This window comes from Paenibacillus sp. F024 (assembly GCF_057814255.1).
The window spans coordinates 109,877-131,539 of the sequence record NZ_JBVASZ010000012.1 but is presented as its reverse complement, the minus strand read 5'-3'; the positions used below and the strand labels follow the sequence as shown (position 1 = coordinate 131,539).

General features: G+C 50.2%; 18 protein-coding genes and 1 riboswitch. Of the genes, 11 read left to right on the top strand and 7 right to left on the bottom strand.

What is annotated here, in order from left to right; genetic code table 11:
* Positions 1 to 5 precede the first annotated feature (5 nt).
* Positions 6 to 152 (bottom strand): YqzM family protein, encoded by a 147-nt coding sequence (locus ACZYR9_RS14435; protein ID WP_210022340.1) that lies wholly within the window; start codon positions 150 to 152, stop codon positions 6 to 8.
* 182 nt (positions 153 to 334) lie between these two features.
* Between ACZYR9_RS14435 and trxA the strand changes: the two genes are divergently transcribed.
* Entirely contained in the window at positions 335 to 652 is a 318-nt protein-coding gene (trxA, locus tag ACZYR9_RS14430) for a thioredoxin (protein WP_488979191.1), read from the top strand.
* A gap of 69 nt (positions 653 to 721) precedes the next feature.
* Positions 722 to 2,734, top strand: coding sequence for an excinuclease ABC subunit UvrC (gene uvrC, locus ACZYR9_RS14425; RefSeq protein WP_488979190.1), 2,013 nt, complete (start codon positions 722 to 724; stop codon positions 2,732 to 2,734).
* Here uvrC and ACZYR9_RS14420 read toward each other — a convergent pair.
* Positions 2,646 to 4,328 carry a CPBP family glutamic-type intramembrane protease gene (locus ACZYR9_RS14420; protein ID WP_488979189.1) on the bottom strand — a complete coding sequence of 561 codons (1,683 nt, stop codon included), beginning with the start codon at positions 4,326 to 4,328 and terminating at the stop codon, positions 2,646 to 2,648. The two genes, uvrC and ACZYR9_RS14420, sit on opposite strands and share 89 nt — an antisense overlap.
* A 227-nt stretch (positions 4,329 to 4,555) precedes the next feature.
* Positions 4,556 to 4,694: riboswitch (cyclic di-AMP (ydaO/yuaA leader) on the top strand.
* Between the two features lie 64 nt (positions 4,695 to 4,758).
* Here ACZYR9_RS14420 and ACZYR9_RS14415 point away from each other — a divergent pair.
* From ACZYR9_RS14415 to ACZYR9_RS14405, 3 genes are all read left to right on the top strand, one after another.
* On the top strand, positions 4,759 to 6,111 hold the full coding sequence (locus ACZYR9_RS14415; RefSeq protein WP_488979188.1) for a TrkH family potassium uptake protein: 1,353 nt from the start codon (positions 4,759 to 4,761) through the stop codon (positions 6,109 to 6,111).
* 13 nt (positions 6,112 to 6,124) lie between these two features.
* Positions 6,125 to 6,787 carry a potassium channel family protein gene (locus tag ACZYR9_RS14410; protein ID WP_488979187.1) on the top strand — a complete coding sequence of 221 codons (663 nt, stop codon included), beginning with the start codon at positions 6,125 to 6,127 and terminating at the stop codon, positions 6,785 to 6,787.
* A gap of 75 nt (positions 6,788 to 6,862) precedes the next feature.
* A complete protein-coding gene (locus ACZYR9_RS14405; protein WP_488979228.1) occupies positions 6,863 to 8,194 on the top strand; it encodes a TrkH family potassium uptake protein in 1,332 nt (443 codons plus the stop codon).
* A 42-nt stretch (positions 8,195 to 8,236) separates the two neighbouring features.
* Here ACZYR9_RS14405 and ACZYR9_RS14400 read toward each other — a convergent pair whose 3' ends face one another.
* Positions 8,237 to 9,145, bottom strand: a complete 909-nt coding sequence (locus ACZYR9_RS14400) for a LysR family transcriptional regulator (RefSeq protein WP_488979186.1) — start codon at positions 9,143 to 9,145, stop codon at positions 8,237 to 8,239.
* A 266-nt stretch (positions 9,146 to 9,411) separates the two neighbouring features.
* On the opposite strand from ACZYR9_RS14400, the gene ACZYR9_RS14395 reads away from it, so the two are divergent.
* The 4 genes from ACZYR9_RS14395 to ACZYR9_RS14380 all read left to right on the top strand — a co-directional run bounded on the left by ACZYR9_RS14395 (position 9,412) and on the right by ACZYR9_RS14380 (position 13,818).
* Positions 9,412 to 10,068, top strand: coding sequence for a succinate dehydrogenase cytochrome b558 subunit (locus ACZYR9_RS14395; RefSeq protein WP_488979185.1), 657 nt, complete (start codon positions 9,412 to 9,414; stop codon positions 10,066 to 10,068).
* Positions 10,069 to 10,083: 15 nt separating this feature from the next.
* Entirely contained in the window at positions 10,084 to 11,844 is a 1,761-nt protein-coding gene (gene sdhA / locus ACZYR9_RS14390; protein ID WP_488979184.1) for a succinate dehydrogenase flavoprotein subunit, read from the top strand.
* A gap of 2 nt (positions 11,845 to 11,846) precedes the next feature.
* Positions 11,847 to 12,614, top strand: coding sequence for a succinate dehydrogenase iron-sulfur subunit (sdhB, locus tag ACZYR9_RS14385; RefSeq protein ID WP_488979183.1), 768 nt, complete (start codon positions 11,847 to 11,849; stop codon positions 12,612 to 12,614).
* A gap of 136 nt (positions 12,615 to 12,750) precedes the next feature.
* The gene (locus ACZYR9_RS14380; RefSeq protein ID WP_488979182.1) at positions 12,751 to 13,818 is read left to right on the top strand and encodes a LacI family DNA-binding transcriptional regulator; all 1,068 of its coding nucleotides are present in this window, start codon (positions 12,751 to 12,753) and stop codon (positions 13,816 to 13,818) included.
* Between the two features lie 114 nt (positions 13,819 to 13,932).
* Here the strand turns inward: ACZYR9_RS14380 and ACZYR9_RS14375 are convergent, their stop codons facing one another.
* Both ACZYR9_RS14375 and ACZYR9_RS14370 read right to left on the bottom strand, forming a co-directional pair.
* A complete protein-coding gene (locus tag ACZYR9_RS14375) occupies positions 13,933 to 14,889 on the bottom strand; it encodes a cation diffusion facilitator family transporter (protein WP_488979181.1) in 957 nt (318 codons plus the stop codon).
* 498 nt (positions 14,890 to 15,387) lie between these two features.
* Entirely contained in the window at positions 15,388 to 16,284 is an 897-nt protein-coding gene (locus ACZYR9_RS14370; protein ID WP_488979180.1) for a GAF domain-containing protein, read from the bottom strand.
* A 380-nt stretch (positions 16,285 to 16,664) separates the two neighbouring features.
* Between ACZYR9_RS14370 and ACZYR9_RS14365 the strand changes: the two genes are divergently transcribed.
* Positions 16,665 to 17,501 carry an alpha/beta fold hydrolase gene (locus tag ACZYR9_RS14365; protein WP_488979179.1) on the top strand — a complete coding sequence of 279 codons (837 nt, stop codon included), beginning with the start codon at positions 16,665 to 16,667 and terminating at the stop codon, positions 17,499 to 17,501.
* A gap of 445 nt (positions 17,502 to 17,946) precedes the next feature.
* Positions 17,947 to 18,402, top strand: coding sequence for an OmpL47-type beta-barrel domain-containing protein (locus ACZYR9_RS14360; protein WP_488979178.1), 456 nt, complete (start codon positions 17,947 to 17,949; stop codon positions 18,400 to 18,402).
* A gap of 392 nt (positions 18,403 to 18,794) precedes the next feature.
* On the opposite strand, the gene gcvPB is transcribed toward ACZYR9_RS14360, so the two are convergent.
* Together gcvPB and gcvPA are read right to left on the bottom strand one after the other, a co-directional pair.
* Positions 18,795 to 20,300, bottom strand: coding sequence for an aminomethyl-transferring glycine dehydrogenase subunit GcvPB (gene gcvPB, locus ACZYR9_RS14355; protein ID WP_488979177.1), 1,506 nt, complete (start codon positions 20,298 to 20,300; stop codon positions 18,795 to 18,797).
* Positions 20,297 to 21,649: an aminomethyl-transferring glycine dehydrogenase subunit GcvPA gene (gene gcvPA, locus ACZYR9_RS14350; RefSeq protein WP_488979227.1), complete on the bottom strand. Its 1,353-nt coding sequence runs from the start codon at positions 21,647 to 21,649 to the stop codon at positions 20,297 to 20,299. The genes gcvPB and gcvPA overlap by 4 nt, the downstream gene beginning before the upstream one ends.
* Positions 21,650 to 21,663: the final 14 nt, after the last annotated feature.

Genomic DNA, 21,663 nt, shown 5'->3' with positions numbered 1-21,663 from the left:
AGAAATTACTTCACTAACATGGAGATAACAGTGGCCACTACCGCGATTCCGAAAAGGACGATAAAAAATACGCCGAAGCCCATGGCCGTATCCATCAAATCGTCGCGTCCTTCTTCGTACACGTGCAGCTCCGGATGTTTCGGATCGTTCATGTACCTTTCCTCCTTCGGCATGAGCCGGGGTGCATATATAAAAATAGTATACCCAACTTTCAAAGCGATTGTAAAGAATGTGAAAGTGACAATTATGCAAACTTTGCTGCGGTTGAAAAAGGACTGTGATGTGGTATACTTTACATGTTGACATACCAAACCGAAAGGAGAAAATATAAATCATGGCAATCGTAAATGTTTCTGACCAATCCTTTACTAACGAAGTAGAAGGATCCGGTACAGTTTTAGTAGACTTCTGGGCTCCTTGGTGCGGTCCTTGCAAAATGATCGCTCCTGTACTTGAGGAGCTGGATAAAGAAATCGGTGACAGCGTAAAAATCGCTAAGGTGAACGTGGATGACAATCCGGAGTCCGCTTCCCGTTTCGGCGTTATGAGTATCCCTACGCTGATCGTGTTCAAGGACGGACAGCCGGTTGACAAGGTTGTCGGCTTCCAGTCCAAGGACGCGCTGAAAAACGTACTGAGCCGCCATCAATAATTTGGCAGCCGGTATGTAAGGTGACGAAGAAGCTCTTTTTCTGCTATGCTGAAAAAGAGCTTTTTTGTTATGGAAAGGAGAGGAGCGCAGGTGACCGAATACGAAGGGGGAACCCGGGACCCGCAGGCCCGGAAGAAGACGCTGGAAGCCATCAAAACCAAGCTGTCGCTCGTACCGGAGCAGCCCGGCTGCTATTTGATGAAGAACCGGGATGGTACCGTCATCTATGTCGGCAAAGCGAAGGTGCTGCGCAACCGGCTGCGGTCCTATTTTACCGGCAGCCATACCGTGAAGACGCAGCTGATGGTCAATGAGGTCGTCGACTTTGAATACATTGTTACGGCAAGCAATGTGGAGGCGCTCATTCTTGAGGCCAACCTGATCAAAACGTATTTTCCGCGATATAACGTTCTGCTGAAGGACGACAAATCGTTTCCATATATTAAAATTACGAATGAAAAGCATCCGCGGCTCGAGGTGACGCGAAGGGTATTGAAGGATAAAGCCAAATATTTCGGCCCTTACCCGAACGCCTTTGCGGCACAGGAGACCAAGAAGCTGCTGGACCGACTGTATCCGCTGCGCAAATGCAAGACGCTGCCGGACCGGGTATGTTTGTATTATCATATTGGACAATGTATCGCGCCTTGCGAATACGAGGTGGAGCAGGCTGAGTATGACAAGATGGTGAATGAAATCAGCCGATTCCTAAACGGCGGACACCAAGCCATTAAGCTGGAGCTGACCCGTAAAATGAACGAAGCGGCAGAGGAGCTGAACTTTGAGCGGGCCAAGGAATTCCGCGATCATATTCTGCAAATCGATGCTGTAATGGAAAAGCAGAAGATTACGACAACGGATACGGTGGACCGTGACGTGTTCGGCTATGCCGTAGACAAAGGCTGGATGTGCGTGCAAATTATGTACATGCGCCAAGGGAAGCTGATCGAGCGCCACGCATCCCTCTTCCCGTACTATGGGGAGGCAGATGAGGATTTTCTTTCGTTCGTAACGCAGTACTACAGCGAGAATCCGGCGCTGCCAAAGGAGATATTCCTGCCGGCATGGGGAGCGGGGCAGGCGCAGGAGGGGGAAAGAGAGATTGCCGAGCATGCGGAGCATCAAGCTGTATCCTCTGATGCCGAAGCGGAAGAACAGGCTTCCGAATCCAAAGTGGATGTCAAAGAAGCGCTGGAAAGCTGGCTGAAGTTGAAGGTGCACATTCCGCGCCGGGGGTTAAAGAAAAACATGGTGGACATGGCCTGCGAGAATGCCCGGGTTGCTTTAGAAGAAAAATTCCGATTGATTGAACGGGACACCGAGCGTACGGTCAAGGCTGTCGAGAACCTGGGTCACTATTTGGGCACGGGCGTCGTACGGCGTATCGAAGCGTTCGATAACTCCAACATTCAAGGCTCGGACCCCGTTTCGGCAATGGTTGTTTTTACGGACGGCAAGCCGGACCGTAAAGAATATCGCAAGTACAAAGTACGCACGGTAAAAGGGCCGGATGACTATGAAACGATGCGCGAGGTCGTAAGGCGCCGCTACGAACGGGTGCTCAAGGAAGGCCTGCCGCTGCCCGACCTCGTGGTTATCGACGGCGGGAAGGGGCATATCGCTGCTGCGGTAGACGTGCTGGAGAATGAGCTGGGACTATTTATCCCCGTTTGCGGTTTGGTCAAAGACGCCAAGCACAAAACCGCGCAGCTGCTCATGGGAGATCCTGCCGAGGTCGTGCCTCTGCCGCGCGACAGCCAGGAATTTTATTTGCTTCAGCGTATCCAAGACGAGGTGCACAGGTTTGCGATCACCTTCCACAGGGAAACCAGAGCCAAGTCGATGGTCGTATCCCAGCTGGATTCTGTTCCCGGCATTGGGGAGAAGCGACGTAAGGCGCTGCTGAAGCATTTTGGCTCTCTGAAAAAAATAAAAGAGGCCAAGCCCGAAGACTTTAAGCCTCTTGGTATCGGCGCCAAGCTCGCGGAGCAAATCATAACGGCGTTAAACGGCCAGAGCCAGAGTCCGGATTCGGATCAGGCAATGGACTCGGCCGGGGAAACGATGGGGGCCGGCGATTGAATCTGGCGTGCAGCCGTGACAGTATCCAGCCGACGGCCAACGGCGCCGCCAAATAAGCTGCTCCGGCAGCCACCTGTCCGGGCTCTCCGATCAGCATGATCGAGAGTCCCATCAGGATGCTGTTCATCGAAGCATGAGCGAACAAGGCGGTAAGAAAACCATATTTCAAGAATACATAGCCGAAAATCAATCCGATGACCGTCACCTCAACCAATCGGGTATATACCGGATATATGGGGTATTGGGTATGGCTCATGGCCCAAATGACACTCGGCAAAAGCACGGCCAGGAAACGGCTGCGCGTCAGCTTAAGCATAAGAGCTATGCCCAACAGCCGGTAAATCGCCTCCTCGGAGATGGAAGCCGCCCACGCCATCAACGGGAAAATACCGGGATATAGCATGTTGTAAACAGAGTCTGTCGGGTCGCTGACCGTCCATACGCCGAAGGCTTCGGTGGCGACAAAAAACATGGTTTGCTGCAATCCCAGAATGAACAAGCAAAGTAAATAACCCCGTTCCGCCGCTTTCCACACCTCTCTGCCGAATACCGAATCCCGCCATACCGGCCAAGGATTCCATCCGCGGTCAAGCCACAGCTTGCGTCCCGCACTCAAGGCCAAATACGTCGAAACGGCCATAAGCCCGACAAAGATATGGGTAAACCACAAGGTAAACAGGGCCCCCGGTTCGGAAGGTCCGTTCCCGTGCATCGTCCGGAAAGCAGGCATCATATTAAAATTGTTGGCGATATAAATCGCAAGAAAGAAAAACGTAAGCAGCGCACCTCGTGTATAGCGGATTTCACGACGGCTCCTTATGATGACAATAAACGCTGAGAGTGTCATCACAAGCGAGATGCCCATGCTGATTCGCGTCATCAGAGCGGAACGACGGTCCTGCCCTTCCTGCCAGACAATATAATCATCCGGAATGGGAAATAACGGCTCAAACGCAGTGATCCGGCGGTCTGTCACTTTCATGTGAAGCTCCAACGGCGTTTCACCGATTCGCTCCGTTTTGCTGCGGAAAATAAGGTTTCCATTCCCGGCTCGTCCAGACTCGTCTGCCGGCGTAAATTCCACCGGGTCGTAGCCCATCTCCCGCATGATTTCATGGGCCTGCTTCATCGGTTCGGCATCCGGCGCGCTAACGGATTCGCTTTTGGCGGCTGCGGATCGGCTCTTCGAGAATCCGAACACGGTAAGGCTTTTATAGTTGATAGCGACATAGTACGTTACGCTTTTTTCCATGTCGTTGATCTCGACCTCATAATATTCGAGAGGAAATTGCTCTTCATACTTTTCTTTGTAATCATCGTACAGCTGCTCTTTTTGCAAATAACCGTTGCGGACCGGATAGGATTGGTACAAGGTATGGGCTTGTACTTCTTGTCCCAACGCGAAGCGGCCGCGCACAAAACGCATTGCGGCATCCGCCGCTTGCTGCTTTGTAACGGCAGGCAGGCCTGCGGCATCGTCTTCAAGGGAGCGGTTCTCGTCCGTAAAGGCGGAGGCAAACGTAACGCCGAGGTACAGCATCAAGCCAAGGACAGCCAAAAGCAGCAGAGGGGGTTCTTTTAGTCGATTCGGCATGAAAGACTCCTTAAAGAAAGTGGATAATAACAGTCTATTCTTTAAAAGTAACATACATTCCATCGGCAAATCCAATGATAACAAAAGCTATAAGGGGCATTATTCAGTAAAGCGAAGCACCATACCTAAAAAAGCGCTTACACATGTCGTAATTCTGCGAAATCCGGTGCATTTAGGTGAAAAAAGGCTTTGTACTTCAATGAAAAGAGGATTATAATTCATATCAATTGAATAACGAGCCGAATTTCTTTAGGAAAACGGGGGAACCATGAGTTTAGGGGTGAATTCAGCGGTTGTGAGCCGCTGATAGGGTGCCTGTACATCCGAATCCGTCAGCTAACCTCGTAGGCTTGAATTACAGGAACCTTAATTTGACATTGGGTTTCCAGTGTCTTTTTTGTTGCCTGAAACCGTAAACAGGGGTGCAACCATGAAAGTCATCACCAAGAAGATTGAACTAACGCCGCCGCAAATTTTGGTCGTCGGTTTCGCCGTCATTATCTTGATCGGCTCCATTCTGCTTACGCTTCCCGTATCCTCGGCCAGCGGTGAGTCCCTGTCTTTCCTGGATGCATTGTTCACTGCTACTTCGGCTACTTGTGTCACCGGACTCGTCGTTGTAGATACGGGCACTTATTTTTCCGTGTTCGGACAGGTCATCATCATGCTGCTGATCCAGGTCGGCGGGCTCGGATTTATGACCATGGCTACCTTGTTCGCGTTTGCCTTGAGAAAACGCATTTCGCTTAAAGAAAAGCTCGTTTTGCAGGAAGCGCTGAACCAAAGCAGCATCGAGGGTATTGTGCGGTTAATCCGCAAGGTGATCGTATATTCGCTTACGATTGAGTTTACGGCTGCCGTTATTTTTGCCGTTCGGTGGTCGTTTGATCTGGGTCCCGGCAAAGCGGCTTACTATGGCATGTTTCATGCCGTCTCCTTCTTCAATAATGCCGGATTCGATCTCTTTGGGCCGGTAACGGGGAAATTCAGCAGCATAACTGCGTATGCGTCTGATCCAGTCATCAATGTAGTTTCCATGGGACTCATCATATTGGGAGGCATCGGCTTCTTCGTTTTATCGGATCTCATGGACTACCGAAAAAACAAAAGGCTTACGCTTCATTCTAAAGTGGTGCTTAGCGCTACCGGTTTTTTGATCGGAATCGGAGCGATCATTATATTCATCTTTGAATTTACGAACCCACGGACGCTAGTTCCGCTGGACTGGTCCGGTAAAATTCTCGCCTCGCTTTTTCAATCCGTTACACCGCGGACAGCCGGAGCCAATACGCTTGATATTGCCGGGCTCAGGCAAGCGACGCAGTTTTTTATCATTATCCTGATGTTTATCGGGGCTTCTCCCGGCTCTACAGGCGGGGGGATCAAGACGACGACCTTTACCACGCTGATCGGCGCGATGATAGCGATGATCCGCGGGAAGGAAGACATTGTGCTCTTTCGTTACCGGTTAGGCAAAGAAAGGATTCTAAAGGCCGTCTCGATTACGATGATTGCTTTGGCGCTGGTCATCGTCATCACGATGATTCTTTCTACAACGGAGGATCATTCGTTCCTGATGATTTTGTTTGAAGTGACATCGGCCTTCGGAACGGTAGGCTTGTCGATGGGGTTAACACCGGATTTGTCGGATCTCGGCAAGGTCCTGATCGCGATGACCATGTTTATCGGACGCTTGGGTCCGCTGACGCTGGCTTATGCACTGGGACCGAAGACAGAGAAGGAATTGTACAGATATCCGGAAGGAAAAATTACGATTGGTTAGGGGAAACGGAAGTATGAAAAACACGCAGTACGCAGTCATTGGATTAGGGCGCTTCGGCTCAAGCCTTGCCGTGGAGCTTCTGAAATTGGGTCATGAGGTGCTTGGCATCGATATGGATGAAGAAGCCGTGGAGGAGATGAGCGATAAGCTGACTCATGTGGTGGTAGCGGATTCGACGGATGAAGAGGTCATTCGGTCGTTGGGCATCCGGAATTTCGATTGCGTCGTGGTAGCGATCGGCGACGATATTCAAGCCAGTATTCTTACGGCGATTCTGCTTAAGGATATGGGGGTAAAAACCGTTGTAGCCAAGGCGCTTTCGGAGCTTCACGGGAAAGTGCTGAATAAAATCGGCGTAGACCGGGTTATTTATCCTGAACGGGATATGGGGATCCGCGTAGCCCATCAGCTCGTTTCTCCAAATCTGCTTGACTACATTGAGCTCTCCGATGACTACACGATTGCGGAGCTTGCCGTACCCAAAAGGCTTGCCGGCCGGACGTTAAAGGAGCTTGATCCCAGGGCTCGTTACGGCTGCAGCGTCGTGGCGATCAATCGAAAGAACGGTGTCATCATTGCGCCTACTGCGGCGGATACCTTTGAAGAGCGTGACGTTATGGTTGTGATCGGAACAAACGAACAGATCGAAACGTTCGAGAATGAAGTCATTCGCTAGTGTGCGGAGAGCTTTATTGATACCTGTTGTGAAACAGAAGGGACGTGCCAAGGCTTGAAACCTGGGTTTGGAGTTATGAAGCTCTCGCCGCCGCAAATTTTGGCGCTTGGGTTTACTTTGATTATTTTAGTCGGATCCGTTCTGCTGTCACTCCCGATAGCTACGAGAAGCGGGGAACCGATGGCCTATCTGGACGCTTTATTTACAGCTACGTCGGCAGCTTGTGTTACCGGACTTGTATTAGTAGATACCGGCACTTATTTTTCTACATTCGGTCAAATTGTTCTGATTGCTATGATTCAGATCGGCGGACTCGGGTTCATGACGATGGCGGCGCTGATCGCGCTTGTTTTCAGACGCCGGATTTCATTAAAGGAGCGACTGGTGCTTCAGGCCGCGATGAATCAAGGCAGCATGGAAGGCATTGTCCGGTTAATCAAAAAAGTGATTTTTTATTCCCTGACGATTGAGCTTGTGGCGGCTGTGATCTTTACGCTCCGTTGGTCGTTCGATATGGAGTTTTCCCAAGCGGTGTATTTCGGTATCTATCATGCCATCTCATTATTTAATAATGCAGGATTCGATTTGTTTGGCGGGATTCACAAGCCGTTCGGCAGTATGTCGCATCTGACCGGCGATTGGATTGTCAATTTGGTTGCGGTCGTTCTGATCGTGCTTGGCGGGATCGGTTTTATTGTTATCGCCGATTTGCTGGAGTATCAGAAAACCCGAAAGCTGTCGCTTCACTCCAAGGTTGTGCTCACCATTACAGGAATGCTGACGGTGGTCGGATTCATAGGACTGCTGATCTTTGAATTTACCAATGCCAGAACCTTCGGAGCTTTAGACACCTCCGGTAAAATCCTGGCTTCCTTGCTTCACTCGGTGACCCCCCGTTCCGCCGGAGTGACCACGGTGGACATCTCCGAAATGAGGCAAGCCTCGCAGTTTTTTATCATCATTCTCATGTTTATCGGAGCATCTCCGGGATCTGCGGGAGGCGGTATCAAAACGACCACTTTTGCCATATTGATCGGAGCGCTCATCACGATGGTCAGGGGAAAGGAAGACATCGTGATGTTCCGGCACCGGCTTGGTAAAGACCGCATTCTTAAAGCGATTACGCTGACCATGTTCGCTATTTTTGTGGTCGTCTTTATCACCATGCTGCTTTCCACGACGGAGGATCATGCCTTCTTGGTTATTTTGTTCGAGGTGACCTCCGCTTTCGGCACGGTCGGCTTAAGCATGGGGCTAACCCCCCAGCTCACCGAATTTGGCAAAGTCGTGATTTCCCTAACGATGTTCGCCGGGCGGCTGGGACCGTTGACCCTGGCTTATGCGCTGGGAACGAAACCGGAAAAGGAGCTGTACCGTTACCCTGAAGGTAAAATTACCATCGGCTGAGACGGTTTATTTCCATGGGCCGGGGTGAGTTAACCCTGAGAGTTAATCGCCCGTCATTCTTTCGGGCTGGTAATGACGTACCGCTTGATCAATGAACAAACCGATAGAAGGCTGAAGAACGGCATCCTCTGTATACAGCAGAGAGGTCGTTCTTTTTGTTTGCTTCAGCTCCGGTATAAAGCGTACGGTCAATTGGTTATTTTCCATTAAATTATGGCGCAGGTAGGATTCCGGAAGCAATGTGGCCGCATTGCAGGTGGAAACCAGACGCGTAATGGCTTCGAACGAATCGATTTCCATTTTGACGTCGGGATGGACCGCATAGCGGTGGAAAATCTCGTCCATGAGGACACGATACCAGGTGCCCCGCGAGAACAGGATCATCGGAAGCTCGTGAAGATCATGGACCTTAAGCTCCGGCTTGCCGGTATAAGGATGGCCGTCCGGCAGCACAAGGCATAGGTGGTCGTCGAACAAGGGTACGCAGGTAAGGGCCGTGTCTTCGATTTTGGAGGCGACGACACCGATGTCTACTTTTCTTTCCTTAACCAGCGGCACGATTTCATGGGTTTTGCCGGTGACCGCCTTAATATCGGTGTTCGGGTATTCCCGCATGTACATGGTAATCAGGTCAGGCAGCGTAGACTGCAGCGTGGTTAAGCTCGCTCCGATGATCATGCTGGCAGGCTGCACGCCGGTTTTGTATGCCTGCAGCGCTTCGTGCAGCTTGCGTTCAAGCCGCTGCTGCTCAAGAGCGTAATCATAGGTGATTTCTCCAGCGCGGGTCAGCTCAAGACGCTTGCCTATGCGCTTGAACAATTCGACGCCGAGCTCCTCCTCGAGGCGCATGATTTTGCGCGAGAGCGCAGGCTGCGATATATTCAGCAGCTGAGAGGCTTTATTCAAGCTTTGCTGCTCGACAACGGCTGCGAAAACATCAATGAGTTCCATAAAGAGAGCAATCTCCTTTTTGCATATGCAATATTGTTATAACGGTATATAAAAAATCCGCACTTCCATTATAAGCGATTCAAGAGTACTATGTATATGTCACTTCCTGTTCACATATTTCACCGTATTCTGCATAAAAGAATGTCGATTCATGGAAAATAGTTGTAGCGTTTTCTGTTGACGCTCCTTGTATGCGGGAGTACAATGATAAATGGTTTTGACGAAATAGTGACAAGCTTTGACCTTAAGGGGGGAACGAATTACTAATGTTTAAGAACTCGTATTTTTCTCGAAAGCTTCATTCATTGCTGGGTGTCATTCCGGTAGGTTTCTTCCTGATCGAGCACCTGCTGACGAATTACAAAGCGTTCAGCGGTGGACACGCAGGCTTTATGGAGCAAGTGTATTGGCTGCACTCGCTGCCGTTGGTTCTATTCCTGGAAATTTTCGGGATCTGGATTCCGCTGGCATACCATGCCATCTATGGTCTGTATGTAGCCTACACAGCACGCAACAACGTGTCCAACTACGGTTATTTCCGTAACCAAATGTTTTTCCTGCAGCGGGTGACCGGCGTAATCACGTTTATTTTCGTGGCGTGGCACTTTTTCCAAACTCGCTTTCAGATTGCGATCGGTGCGGTAGAGCAAGGTGAAATCGGCGTACACATGCACGGTATTGTAGTCAATCCCGTTTATTTCGTATTTTACGTTATTGGTGTTATCGCAGCCGTATTCCACTTCAGCAACGGAATGTGGTCCTTCCTTGTGAGCTGGGGAATTACGGTTGGTCCGCGTGCACAGCGAGTATCTACTTATATTTGGATGGGCGTTTTTGTTATCATGTCCATCATGTTTATCTTGTCATTGACGGCATTCATGGATCCATCATTCCAGCAAGTGCCGCAAATGGCTAAAGGTTAAGGAGGGCGGACGATCATGGCGAATTCGAAAATTATTGTAGTCGGTGGAGGTCTGGCAGGCTTGATGGCCACCATCAAAGCGGCCGAAGCCGGAGTTCACGTAGACTTGTTCTCCCTGGTTCCAGTCAAACGCTCCCACTCCGTGTGTGCCCAAGGCGGTATCAACGGAGCGGTAAATACAAAAGGGGAAGGCGACTCCCCGTGGGAACACTTTGATGATACGGTATATGGAGGGGACTTCCTCGCGAACCAACCGCCTGTTAAAGCGATGTGTGAAGCGGCACCCGGTATCATCCATTTGATGGACCGGATGGGCGTTATGTTTAACCGTACTCCGGAGGGTCTGCTGGATTTCCGTCGTTTTGGGGGAACCAAGCACTCTCGTACGGCATTTGCCGGTGCCACAACGGGTCAACAGCTGCTGTACGCGCTTGATGAGCAGGTACGCCGTTGGGAGACGGCAGGTCTGGTTAAGAAATATGAGCATTGGGAGTTCCTTGGTGCGGTATTGGACGATGACGGCGTATGCCGCGGTATTGCCGGTCAGGATCTGCGCAGCATGGAAGTAAACACATTCCGCGCGGATGCGGTTATTTTGGCGACAGGCGGCCCTGGGATCATCTTCGGTAAATCGACCAACTCCGTTATTAATACAGGTACGGCGGCGAGCGCAGTGTACCAGCAAGGTGTATATTACGCTAACGGCGAATTCATCCAGATTCACCCGACAGCCATTCCGGGCGACGACAAGCTTCGTCTGATGTCCGAATCGGCACGCGGTGAAGGTGGACGCGTGTGGACCTATAAAGACGGCAAGCCTTGGTACTTCCTTGAGGAGAAATATCCTGCGTACGGAAACCTGGTGCCTCGTGATATCGCGACGCGGGAAATTTTCAGCGTGTGCGTTGACCAGAAGCTTGGCATTAACGGCGAAAACATGGTTTATCTTGACCTGTCCCATAAGGATCCAAAAGAGCTGGACGTTAAGCTGGGCGGGATCATTGAGATCTATGAGAAGTTCATGGGCGACGACCCGCGCAAAATTCCGATGAAGATTTTCCCGGCCGTTCACTATTCGATGGGCGGTATGTGGGTAGACTATAATCAAATGACGAACATTCCTGGCTTATTCGCCGCAGGCGAGTGCGAGTATCAGTACCACGGTGCGAACCGTTTGGGTGCAAACTCGCTGCTGTCCGCGATCTACGGCGGTATGGTTGCCGGTCCGAAGGCTATCGAATATATTAAAGGCTTGGATAAGCATGCGGAAGACATTTCTTCTTCTGTGTTCGACCGTTGGACGAAGCATCACACCGATAAGTACGAAGGCATCTTGAAGATGAACGGTACCGAGAATGCTTATGTCCTGGGTAAAGAGCTTGGCGATTGGATGACCAACAACATGACGGTGGTCCGCTACAACAAGCAGCTGCAGGAAACGATCGACAAGATTAATGAACTGAAGCAGCGCTACAAGAACATCAACATCAACGACTCCGCACGCTTCAACAACCCTGGCGTGGCTTATACCCGTCAGTTGTGGAACATGCTTGAGCTTGCTCATGCGATGACGCTCGGCGCTTTGCTGCGTGACGAGAGCCGCGGCGCTCACTACAAGCCGGAGTTCACAGAACGTAACGACGAGAAGTTTATGAAGACAACGAAGGCCAAATGGACACCGGATGGCCCGCAAATTGAGTATGAAGACATCGACGTATCACTCATTGCGCCTCGTAAACGTGACTATACGACCGACAAGAAGAAGGGAGGAAATTAATCATGGCCGAAGCCACTGCAACTGCAAACAAAACGATTAAGTTTGTCGTAACCCGTCAGGACACACAAGATAGCGCACCATACACCGAGGAATTTGAAATTGCATACCGTCCGAACATGAACGTGATCAGCGCATTGATGGAGGTTCAACGGAACCCGGTGAATGCGAAGGGTGACAAAACGACGCCGGTATGCTGGGAATCCAACTGTTTGGAGGAAGTGTGCGGAGCCTGCTCCATGGTCATCAACGGCAAGCCGCGTCAGGCTTGTACAGCGCTTGTAGACAAGCTGGAACAGCCGATTCGCATCGCTCCAATGTCGACGTTCCCGGTTGTTCGCGACCTGGTTATCAATCGTGAGCGCATGTTCTCCGCTCTGAAAAAAGTGAAGGCTTGGATTCCGATCGACGGTACGTACGATCTGGGTCCTGGGCCGCGTATGGCCGAAGCAAAGCGTCAATGGGCTTACGAGTTGTCCAAGTGCATGACTTGCGGCGTCTGCCTGGAATCCTGTCCGAACGTGAACGATAAGACAGATTTCATCGGCCCTGCAGCAGTATCCCAGGTGCGCTTGTTTAACGCGCATCCAACAGGCGAGATGAACGCTCACGAGCGTCTGGACGCACTCATGACCGACGGCGGAATCGAAGGCTGCGGAAACTCGCAGAACTGCGTGCGCTCTTGTCCGAAGGGCATCCCTCTTACGACTTCGATCGCAGCAATCAACCTCGATACAACGAAGCATTTGTTCAAAAAATGGCTCGGCATGTAATGCTGTAAGTGAAGTCCGGTTAACGGCCGGGCTGAACAGAGTGACCGCCTTTGTCGGCTTTGGCCGGCAGGGGCGGTTTTTTCAAATTTTGTTTACGATATGCTTTACATTTTATGAGATGGGAGCTGCTGAGCCGATGAGTAAAAAGCGCCAGATTACCATCGTTGACCTGGCTGAAGCTGCTGGCGTTTCTATTGCAACGGTCTCCAATGTGTTGAATCGGCGGAATGTCCCGATGTCGGAGGAAACGATCCGCAAGGTCGAAAAAGCGGCAGAGCATCTCGGTTATCGCCGCAATGTCATGGCGGCGAGCCTGAGCCGGCGTAAATCGTATGAATTGGGGATGCTTGTACCCAGTTTTGCAGGCTATTACGGCCGGTTTGCCGAAGAAATGCAAAAGGCGGTGCATTTGCACGGATACCATTTGTCCGTTTTCTCGGCTGCCGGCTTTGATCCCGAGATTGAGAAGAGCCATATTGATGTCTTGCTGCAGAGAAGAGTAGACGGTCTCTTCTGCCATGGTCTTGGGATGTCACAGGAAGCAACAAGGAAAATCGTCGGGGATGGAACCCCCCTCGTCCTGTTTAATGCCTGGGGATGGCCCAACGATATAGCGGCGGGTGCCGTAAATCTGGATTTCGTAGATGGCTGCATGCAAGCGGTAACGCACTTATATGAACAGGGCTGCCGCAGTCTGTTTTATTTAGGACGGAAAAAAGCGCTTGGTACGGATGAGCAGCGCCGGATAGGTTTTACGGCAGGGATCCGGCAGCTGCCCGATGTGGTGATCTCCGGAATGCTCGATTTGGGTGAGGCGGATTTGGAAACATTGGTGGATCAAGTGCTGGAAACGGCCGATGGAGTAAGGTCAATCGGTATTTTGGCCTTTGACGATATGGCGGCCTTGACGGTCATGTCCGCCATTCAGCGCCGTAACGTTCGAATACCGGAGGATGTGAAGATGGTCGGGATTAACAACGATCCGGTAGCTTCGATGTGCCATCCTGCTTTGACAACTCTGGATATTCCTTATCCGGAGCAAGTGAAGCTTGCGATCGGGATTATGCTGGATAAGCTTGGTGAAACCGGGCGGTTGGAGCGTATTGCAGCTTCTGATCCTCATTTTGTTTTACCGGATGAGCATGAAATTCGCATTCCGCTTCAGCTCATTTCACGCATGTCTACATTTGACCGGCAGATCTAAGCAGCATGACATGGGCAGAATTGCCGAATCCATGATACGCGGAAGAACGCAAATTAAGCATAAAACCCTCTTGCCGTCCATCAGGATGGGAGAGGGTTTCGCTTTGTTACCGGATTAGGTCGGCAGTACCGTCCCGTTGATTTCTTCTTTGTGCCGTAGAAATTCCTTGCCGTATTCCCCATGGGGATGAATGACCGCATGCTCCATCTGAATGGTGGAATGCTCAATGCCGTATTTCTCCTTCAGCGTCTCGTTGATGGCGAGAATGATGCAGAACGGTTGGGTCTTATCGTCAATAAATACATGTGCGGTCAGCGAATAATGGTCGGTGGAGATCGCCCATAGATGCATTTCGTGCACGTCCTCCACGCCTTCTACCTGGGCAATCGATGCGCGTATTTCATCCAATTGAAAGCGCTCGGGCACCGACTCCATGAGAATATAGTACGCTTCTTTAACAATTTTGGCGCCGCCTGTAAAAATAATTCCCCCGATCACCATACTGATCAGCGGATCCAACCATTTGTAGCCCGTAAAATAAATCAGAACCGCGGAAACGATAACCCCGACGGAGCTGAGCAAGTCTCCGATAAAGTGCCATAATGCGCTCTTGATGTTTAAGTTTTCTTCTTCCTTCGCACTGCGGCTTAGTACGTAGGTCAATACGATATTAACAACAAGTCCGATCGAGGCTATGGTCAGCATCAGCTTCAGATTGATGTCTTCCGGATGGATAAAGCGCCGGATGCCTTCAATGAAGATCCATACCGAGATGGCGCATAGCGTAAGACCGTTGATCGAAGAAGCGATAATCTCAAAGCGCAGGTACCCGAACGTAAACCTCGCATTGGGGGGGCGGGTTGCCAAATAGATTGCAAACATGCTGAGCCCGAGCGCGAATACGTCGGATATCATGTGAGCCGAGTCGGAAAGCAAAGCCAGAGAATTGGAGAGGAGACCCCCGACGATTTCCACTATGGTAAAAAATCCAGTCAAAAGCAGCGTAATCCACAAGGTTTTCTTGGACCGGGACTGTTCCTTGACGTGATGTAAATGATGATAATCGTACATATACTTCACCTCACCTTTCATGTACCCCTATGATCCGGATTATACGTCAAGCGCTGAATTTTGGCAAATACTTTAATTGAGACTGATATTCATTCGTTTTGGACAGATTATCTCCTATTTGAGAAGTTTTATCAATATTTTGAGAAGTTTTATCAATGATTTGAATATTATTCTCAATACTATATGGAGCGCTTTCAAATTTGTTACACAAATGAAATATTTCTGTTACTTGTTTAACATGTTGACCATGTATTATTAGTGACAAGACCCCCTTTTTAATATATACACCTTAAGACCCGCCCCGTTGGCGGGTCTCTTTTTTTGGGTGTTGTAGTCAACGATCCCTTGAGAGACAAGGGATGGACCGATCTTACCGGGTATTTTAATATTCTAACTATATGTTTTGATAAGGTTATTTTGGAAGCTGTTCCCGCTGATGCGGAATAGGATAGCCGTTTTCCCCAGACTTTAGAACCGTAAGGGGACACTTACAAGCCTTTATGCCATGATTTTTTTACGAAATCTCACTTCATACATTCGTGCGGTATCCGTTGTTATGACCTCATCCATTACTTTTTTCATCATCTCCATACCGGGCATTTCGTTAAGCGTTTCCTGTATGTACACATTAGGAAAATAAAAATGAATAGCAAACACCAGCTGGTTTTCATGAATATTCCAGTAAACGATAAATGGTTTCTTGTAATAAGTCCAAAAATTAACACACAAATCTTCAGTCCCTTGTCGAAAGAGCGAGGCCTCATCCTCAGATATACCGAGCTTTTCGGCCAGGGAATAAGATAGGGCTCCGGCGTTGTAAGCAGCTTGTTTTCCTGTTATTTTTTCCCCGCGGCTCGAAATGCCCTTGCTCAGGTTTTTATTGCGAACCTCAAGCTCGGCTACGACCCAGCTGCTCAAATGATTAAGTAGAATCTGCTGCTCGAGGCTGAATTCCCGAGGCTTGTTATCGATAATACAAAGGGAGCCAAGGATATTACCTTGTCGTGTAACAATGGGTGCGCCGGCATAAAACAGTAAATCGTACTCCTTCACCAATGGATTGTTGGCAAACCACGGATGGGTACGGGCGTCGTTTACCACAATTATGTTTTTAGCGGCAACAACATATTGGCAAAAAGACAACTTCCGGTCGGAGGAACGGTCTCGTTCCAAATCTCCGGTTAAGCCAATGCAGGATTTGAACCACTGCCGATCATCTGTAACAAGCGAGATCAGGCAGGTGGGTACCTCGAATATTTTGCTTACGGTATACGTAATTCGATCAAAGGCCTCTTCAAAATCAGTATCTACAATCTGTAAAGTGTCGAGCTCCTGAAGGCGCTTGAACTCATCTTCCATGGAATAAAATACATGTCCTTTTTCATTGGTTATCATGGAAATTACTATACTCCCTCTACCCGCTCTGGATGCATTGTAGTCAGGTCCAGTAATTGAACCCTCTCTTAATTATAATACCGCCCCGACATTTGAGCACCGAAAAAACTTTGCAATTTGCAATTCCACGCAAAAAACAACACACTCCCCAAAAAAGCTTTGGGTCTGCTTAAAGAACTACCCGATATGATTCAGCAATTTCGGCTGTTAACAGAATTGGTTTAAAAGGAGATTGTGAGGTTAAATATGAAGAAGCATACTAGCAAAATACCGATTACTAAAACAGTTTTACAGCTTTGAAAAAAAGCCGACATCCCCTTGATGGAGGATGGTGGGGCGCGACGAAGACTTAATTTTGAAGATAGGAGTGAAATATAGATATGGCTACATTAACGGTTGCAACAGAAAATAATGCCCCCGTCGAGATTTATTACGAGGATGCTGGAACAGGCAAGCCGGTTGTGCTCATTCATGGTTGGCCTCTTAGCGGGCGTTCATGGGAGGCTCAAGTTCCCGCGCTCGTGGATGCCGGTTATCGAGTCATTACGTACGACCGTAGAGGATTCGGTAAGTCGTCTCAGCCATGGGAGGGATATGACTATGATACATTCACAGCCGACCTGCATAAGCTGATCGAACATTTGGATCTCCGTGACGTTACTCTAGTGGGTTTCTCTATGGGCGGGGGGGAAGTTGCGAGGTATATAGGTACCTATGGTAACGAGCGTGTTGAGAAGGCCGTTTTCGCCGCTGCCGTTCCTCCGTACCTTTACAAGTCAGACGATAATCCTGATGGGGGACTCGATGAAGCTACCATTAATGTATTCCAAGATGGGGTAAAATCGGATCGGATTGCGTTCTTGAACAAATTTACCAAAAAATTTTTCGCTGCAGGGAATCAAACCGATATGGTTAGCAAGCCATTTCGTGTTTACATCCGTGATATGGCGGCTTTTGCATCATCTAAAGGAACGCTGGACTGTATCGAAGCATTTGGGCGTACGGACTTCCGCAATGACTTGGAGAAGGTCACTGTGCCAACGCTTATCATTCACGGTGATTCAGATGCCATCGTACCGTTTGAAGTAAGTGGTAAAAGGACACATGAAACGATTCCCGGAAGCCAGCTCGTTGTCATAAAAGGCGGCCCACATGGACTCAATGCAACCCATGCGGATGAGTTCAATGAAGCGTTGATCGGCTTTCTTAAGGGCTGAGCCGGGAGTGCCCCAGAACCCTTATAAATCAAGGGATCCCGGGCATTTTTCATTCAGTCATTTCTCAGGGATTTCCTGGATGTTAATTGAATGTTCATATAAAAAGAAGGGTCATTAAACAATGGCCCTCTATTATTTTGAGTGGAGATCAAATAGCATATAGGAGGATATGAGCTGTTAGTTCATTTAAGGAAGTATGTCTCAATCTGGATGCTGAGCGTGCTGTGCATTGAGCACTTTTTTTCGAGGCCTACTTCAATGTTCCCGGTTTGAAAAACCCAACGGCAATTGAAAAAATCGATTCTACGGATCCCGTTCCGACACCTGTTCCGGCTGAAGTATCCATAGCTGACGCAAAAATGCGGCCGGGCCAAACGTTGACGATCCAAGGCGTCGTAACGGACCAATCAGCACCGATATCACCGCTCCGGTGACCGAAGCTGCCATGGAAGGCTTGAGCGGGGAAGGCCTATACAATAAAGACGATGTAAAAGTGAAGGTAACAGCGACCGACGGTGACGGGCTCGGTGTTAAAGAAACGCAATACCGCATCAACCAAGGCGAATGGGGAACGGTCAACGGAGGAGCCTTTACGGTAAGCGCAGAAGGACGTAATGCCGTCGAATACCGTTCCATCGATAATGCGGGCAGCATCGAACCGGCAAAGCAGTTGATTGTCGTGATCGACAAAACCGCGCCGGCAATAACATGGGGGCATGGAACGCACACCGTCAAGGCAGCAGCCCAGGATTTGGCGGGTAATCAAAGTGTAATCACTTATTCGTTGGAAGTGATCATGGATTTGGATCATCTCGACGAATTGATCCAAGCCGGGGCGGATGCCGGGAAGATAACAAACCGGGGTATCAAAGTACCAAGGCGTTCGCAGACCTGCGGCTGACGGAAATTAGATATATTTTGCCTAACGGTTATGACCACAATCAAGGCGAGGATCATGAGCATAAGCAAGAGCATGATGATGATCAGAATCAGCATGGAGAAAACGACCAGCACAAAGATTTGGGTCAACGCGGGCAGCGGTGGTAGAAAGGAACTTCATATTCATGTAAAAGGAGAACCCGCCATTTTAGGCGGGTTTGCTTTTTTTATCGGAATTTATTCAATCAGAATCCTTAAGATAGCGCGAAGTAAACCGCCTCCTTGAGAACCCGTTGCTCCCATGACTGCAAATGATTTTTTTATCCGCCATGTACATCCCCCGCTAAACGATTATTCACTCCCGCAAGATGAATATGATACCAAGTGAACATTAATGTATAAATCGAAACATTTTTAGCTGCAGGAACAGTTCAGTACAGGCTTTCGGGCCGCTTGCGTCTCATTGAGTCTTTTCACGGCCGTGGTGTGCGGGGCGTTTAATAATATTTCCGGATGATGCTCGGCCTCGTGTGCGATTTGAATCATTGTATCGATAAAGGCATCAAGCGTTTCTTTGCTTTCGGTTTCGGTTGGCTCGATCATGATGCATTCCTCGACATTCAGCGGAAAATAAATGGTGGGGGGATGATAGCCGAAATCCAGCAGTCTTTTGGCTACATCCAGCGTATGCACACCGAATTTTTTCAGTCCTATGCCGGATATGACGAACTCGTGCTTGCATAAGCGTTCATACGGAATCTCGTAATAAGGCGCAAGCCTTCTCATCATGTAGTTGGCGTTCAGCACGGCGCACTCGGATACGGTGCGAAGCCCTTCCGGACCATAGCTGCGGATATAGGTGTAAGCCCGGACGAGAATTCCGAAATTTCCGTAGAAGGCTTTGACTCGACCGATGGAATGAGGTTTGTCATAGTCGAAGTAATACGTGCCGTCCGCCTTTCGTTCCACGGTCGGCTTGGGCAGGAATGGAACCAGCCATTGCTTCACGCCCACCGGACCTGCTCCCGGACCTCCGCCGCCGTGCGGAGTGCTCATCGTTTTATGAAGATTTAAATGAACGACATCGAAGCCCATATCCCCCGGGCGCGTAATGCCCATAATCGCGTTCGAGTTGGCCCCGTCGTAATATAACAGCCCGCCGGCTTCGTGCACGATTTTCGCTATGTCCACAATCTGCTCCTCGAACAATCCGAGCGTGTTGGGATTGGTCAGCATGAGTGCGGCCGTATCCGGGCCTACCGCTGCGCGAAGCGCTCCCAGATCGACCAGCCCCCTGGCGTCGGATCGGATGGTAACGGTCTCAAGCCCGGCTGCGGTTGCGCTTGCAGGGTTGGTGCCGTGAGAGGAGTCCGGGACAATGACTTTGGTCCGATGCTCGCCTCGGTTTTCGTAATAAGCACGAATCATCATCAGTCCGGTCCACTCGCCGTGTGCCCCGGCTGCGGGCTGCAGCGTAACCTGGTCCATGCCGGTGATAGCGGCCAAGTCATTTTGCAGCGTATATAATAATTCCAATGCGCCTTGAATGGAGGCTTCAGGCTGGTACGGATGAATGCTGGCAAAGCCGGGAAGGCGAGCGACGTCCTCGTTGATTTTCGGATTGTATTTCATGGTGCAGGAGCCCAGGGGATAAAATCCGTTGTCGACACCGAAATTACGGCGCGATAAGGCGGTGTAATGACGAATGACGTCCACCTCGCTGACCTCGGGAAGCTGAGCCGGCTTTGCTCGCAGCAGATGCGAAGGAATCAGATCTTCGATGCTCGTCTGCGGCACATCGCATTCGGGCAAGGAATACCCGGTCCGTCCCGGCTTGCTCAGCTCAAAGATCAAGGCTTGGTCGTGCTTTGCGCCACCCGTTTTCTCCAAGCTATGTTCACTGGAATGTTCACTGCTCATAGGAAAGCCTCCCATCGGTTGATAAAATCCTCGATTTCCTCTCGGGTTCTGCGTTCCGTAACGGCGACGAGCACATGATTTTTTAACTCCGGATAGTCAGTACCCAAATCATAGCCTCCGATAAATCCGTAGGACAACAGGTCCTCATTCAGCCTTTTGATATCGGTTTGATCGGGCAGCTGAAGTACGAACTCGTTGAAAAAGGGGCTGCTGAAAGCGAGGGAAACGCCCTGGATTCGCTCAAAGCTTTGGGCCGCGTAGTGGGCTTTCTGCACATTTGTGCATGCGGCTTCCCGCAAACCGGCTTTACCTACGACGGATAAGTAGACGGAAGCGCATAGAGCGAGAAGCGCCTGGTTGGAGCAAATATTAGAGGTCGCCTTCTCACGGCGAATATGCTGTTCCCGTGCCTGCAGAGTAAGCACGAAGCCGCGCTTGCCGTCGCGGTCCGCCGTTTGGCCGACGATTCGTCCGGGCATTCTCCGGATCCACGGCGAAGCGACGGCAAAGAAGCCGCAGGTGGGTCCGCCGAGTGCTGCGGGAATGCCCAGAGGCTGGGCATCGCCTACGACGATGTCCGCACCGAGGGCGCCCGGCGGCTCCAGCAAGCCGAGGGAGAGCGGATTGGCACTTGCTACAAGCAAACCATTGACGGCATGAATGATCGGACCTATAGGCCGTAAGTCCTCGATACAGCCGAAAAAATTGGGCGACTGCACAATCACGGCTGCGGTCTGATCGGAGACATTGGAGGCAAGCTGCTCCAGATCCGTTACCCCATTCCCATAGCCGATTTCAACGACATCAAGGTTTAACCCCCGTGCTGCGGTGCGTAACGTTTGCCGTGCCTCGGGATGAACCGCCCGCGACACGACAAGCTGCTTTCGCTTGGTTGCTCCGCATGCCAGGGCCCCGGCCTCTGCCAGAGCGGTAGCGCCATCATACATACTGGCATTGGCCGCGGCCATTCCCGTCAATTCGCAAATATACGATTGGAACTCAAAGATCGCCTGGAGCTCGCCCTGGCTGATTTCCGGTTGATAGGGGGTGTAGGCCGTGTAAAACTCGGAACGGGAAATGAGGTGTTGAATGACGACGGGGATGTGGTGGTCATAGATACCGGCGCCCAAAAAGCTGGTGTAATGATCGGTATCCGCATTTTTCTCTGCTAACCGGCGTGTATGCTTTAATAGTTCATGCTCACTCAGGGCGGAGGAGACATTCAAGGCTCCTTGAAACCGGACCGGGGCGGGGATGTCGGCAAACAGCTCCTCGACCGACTCCATGCCGATTTCAGCCATCATGTCCTGCCGATCCTGCTCCGTCATCGGTAAGTATCGATGCTTCATCATATTCAGCTCCT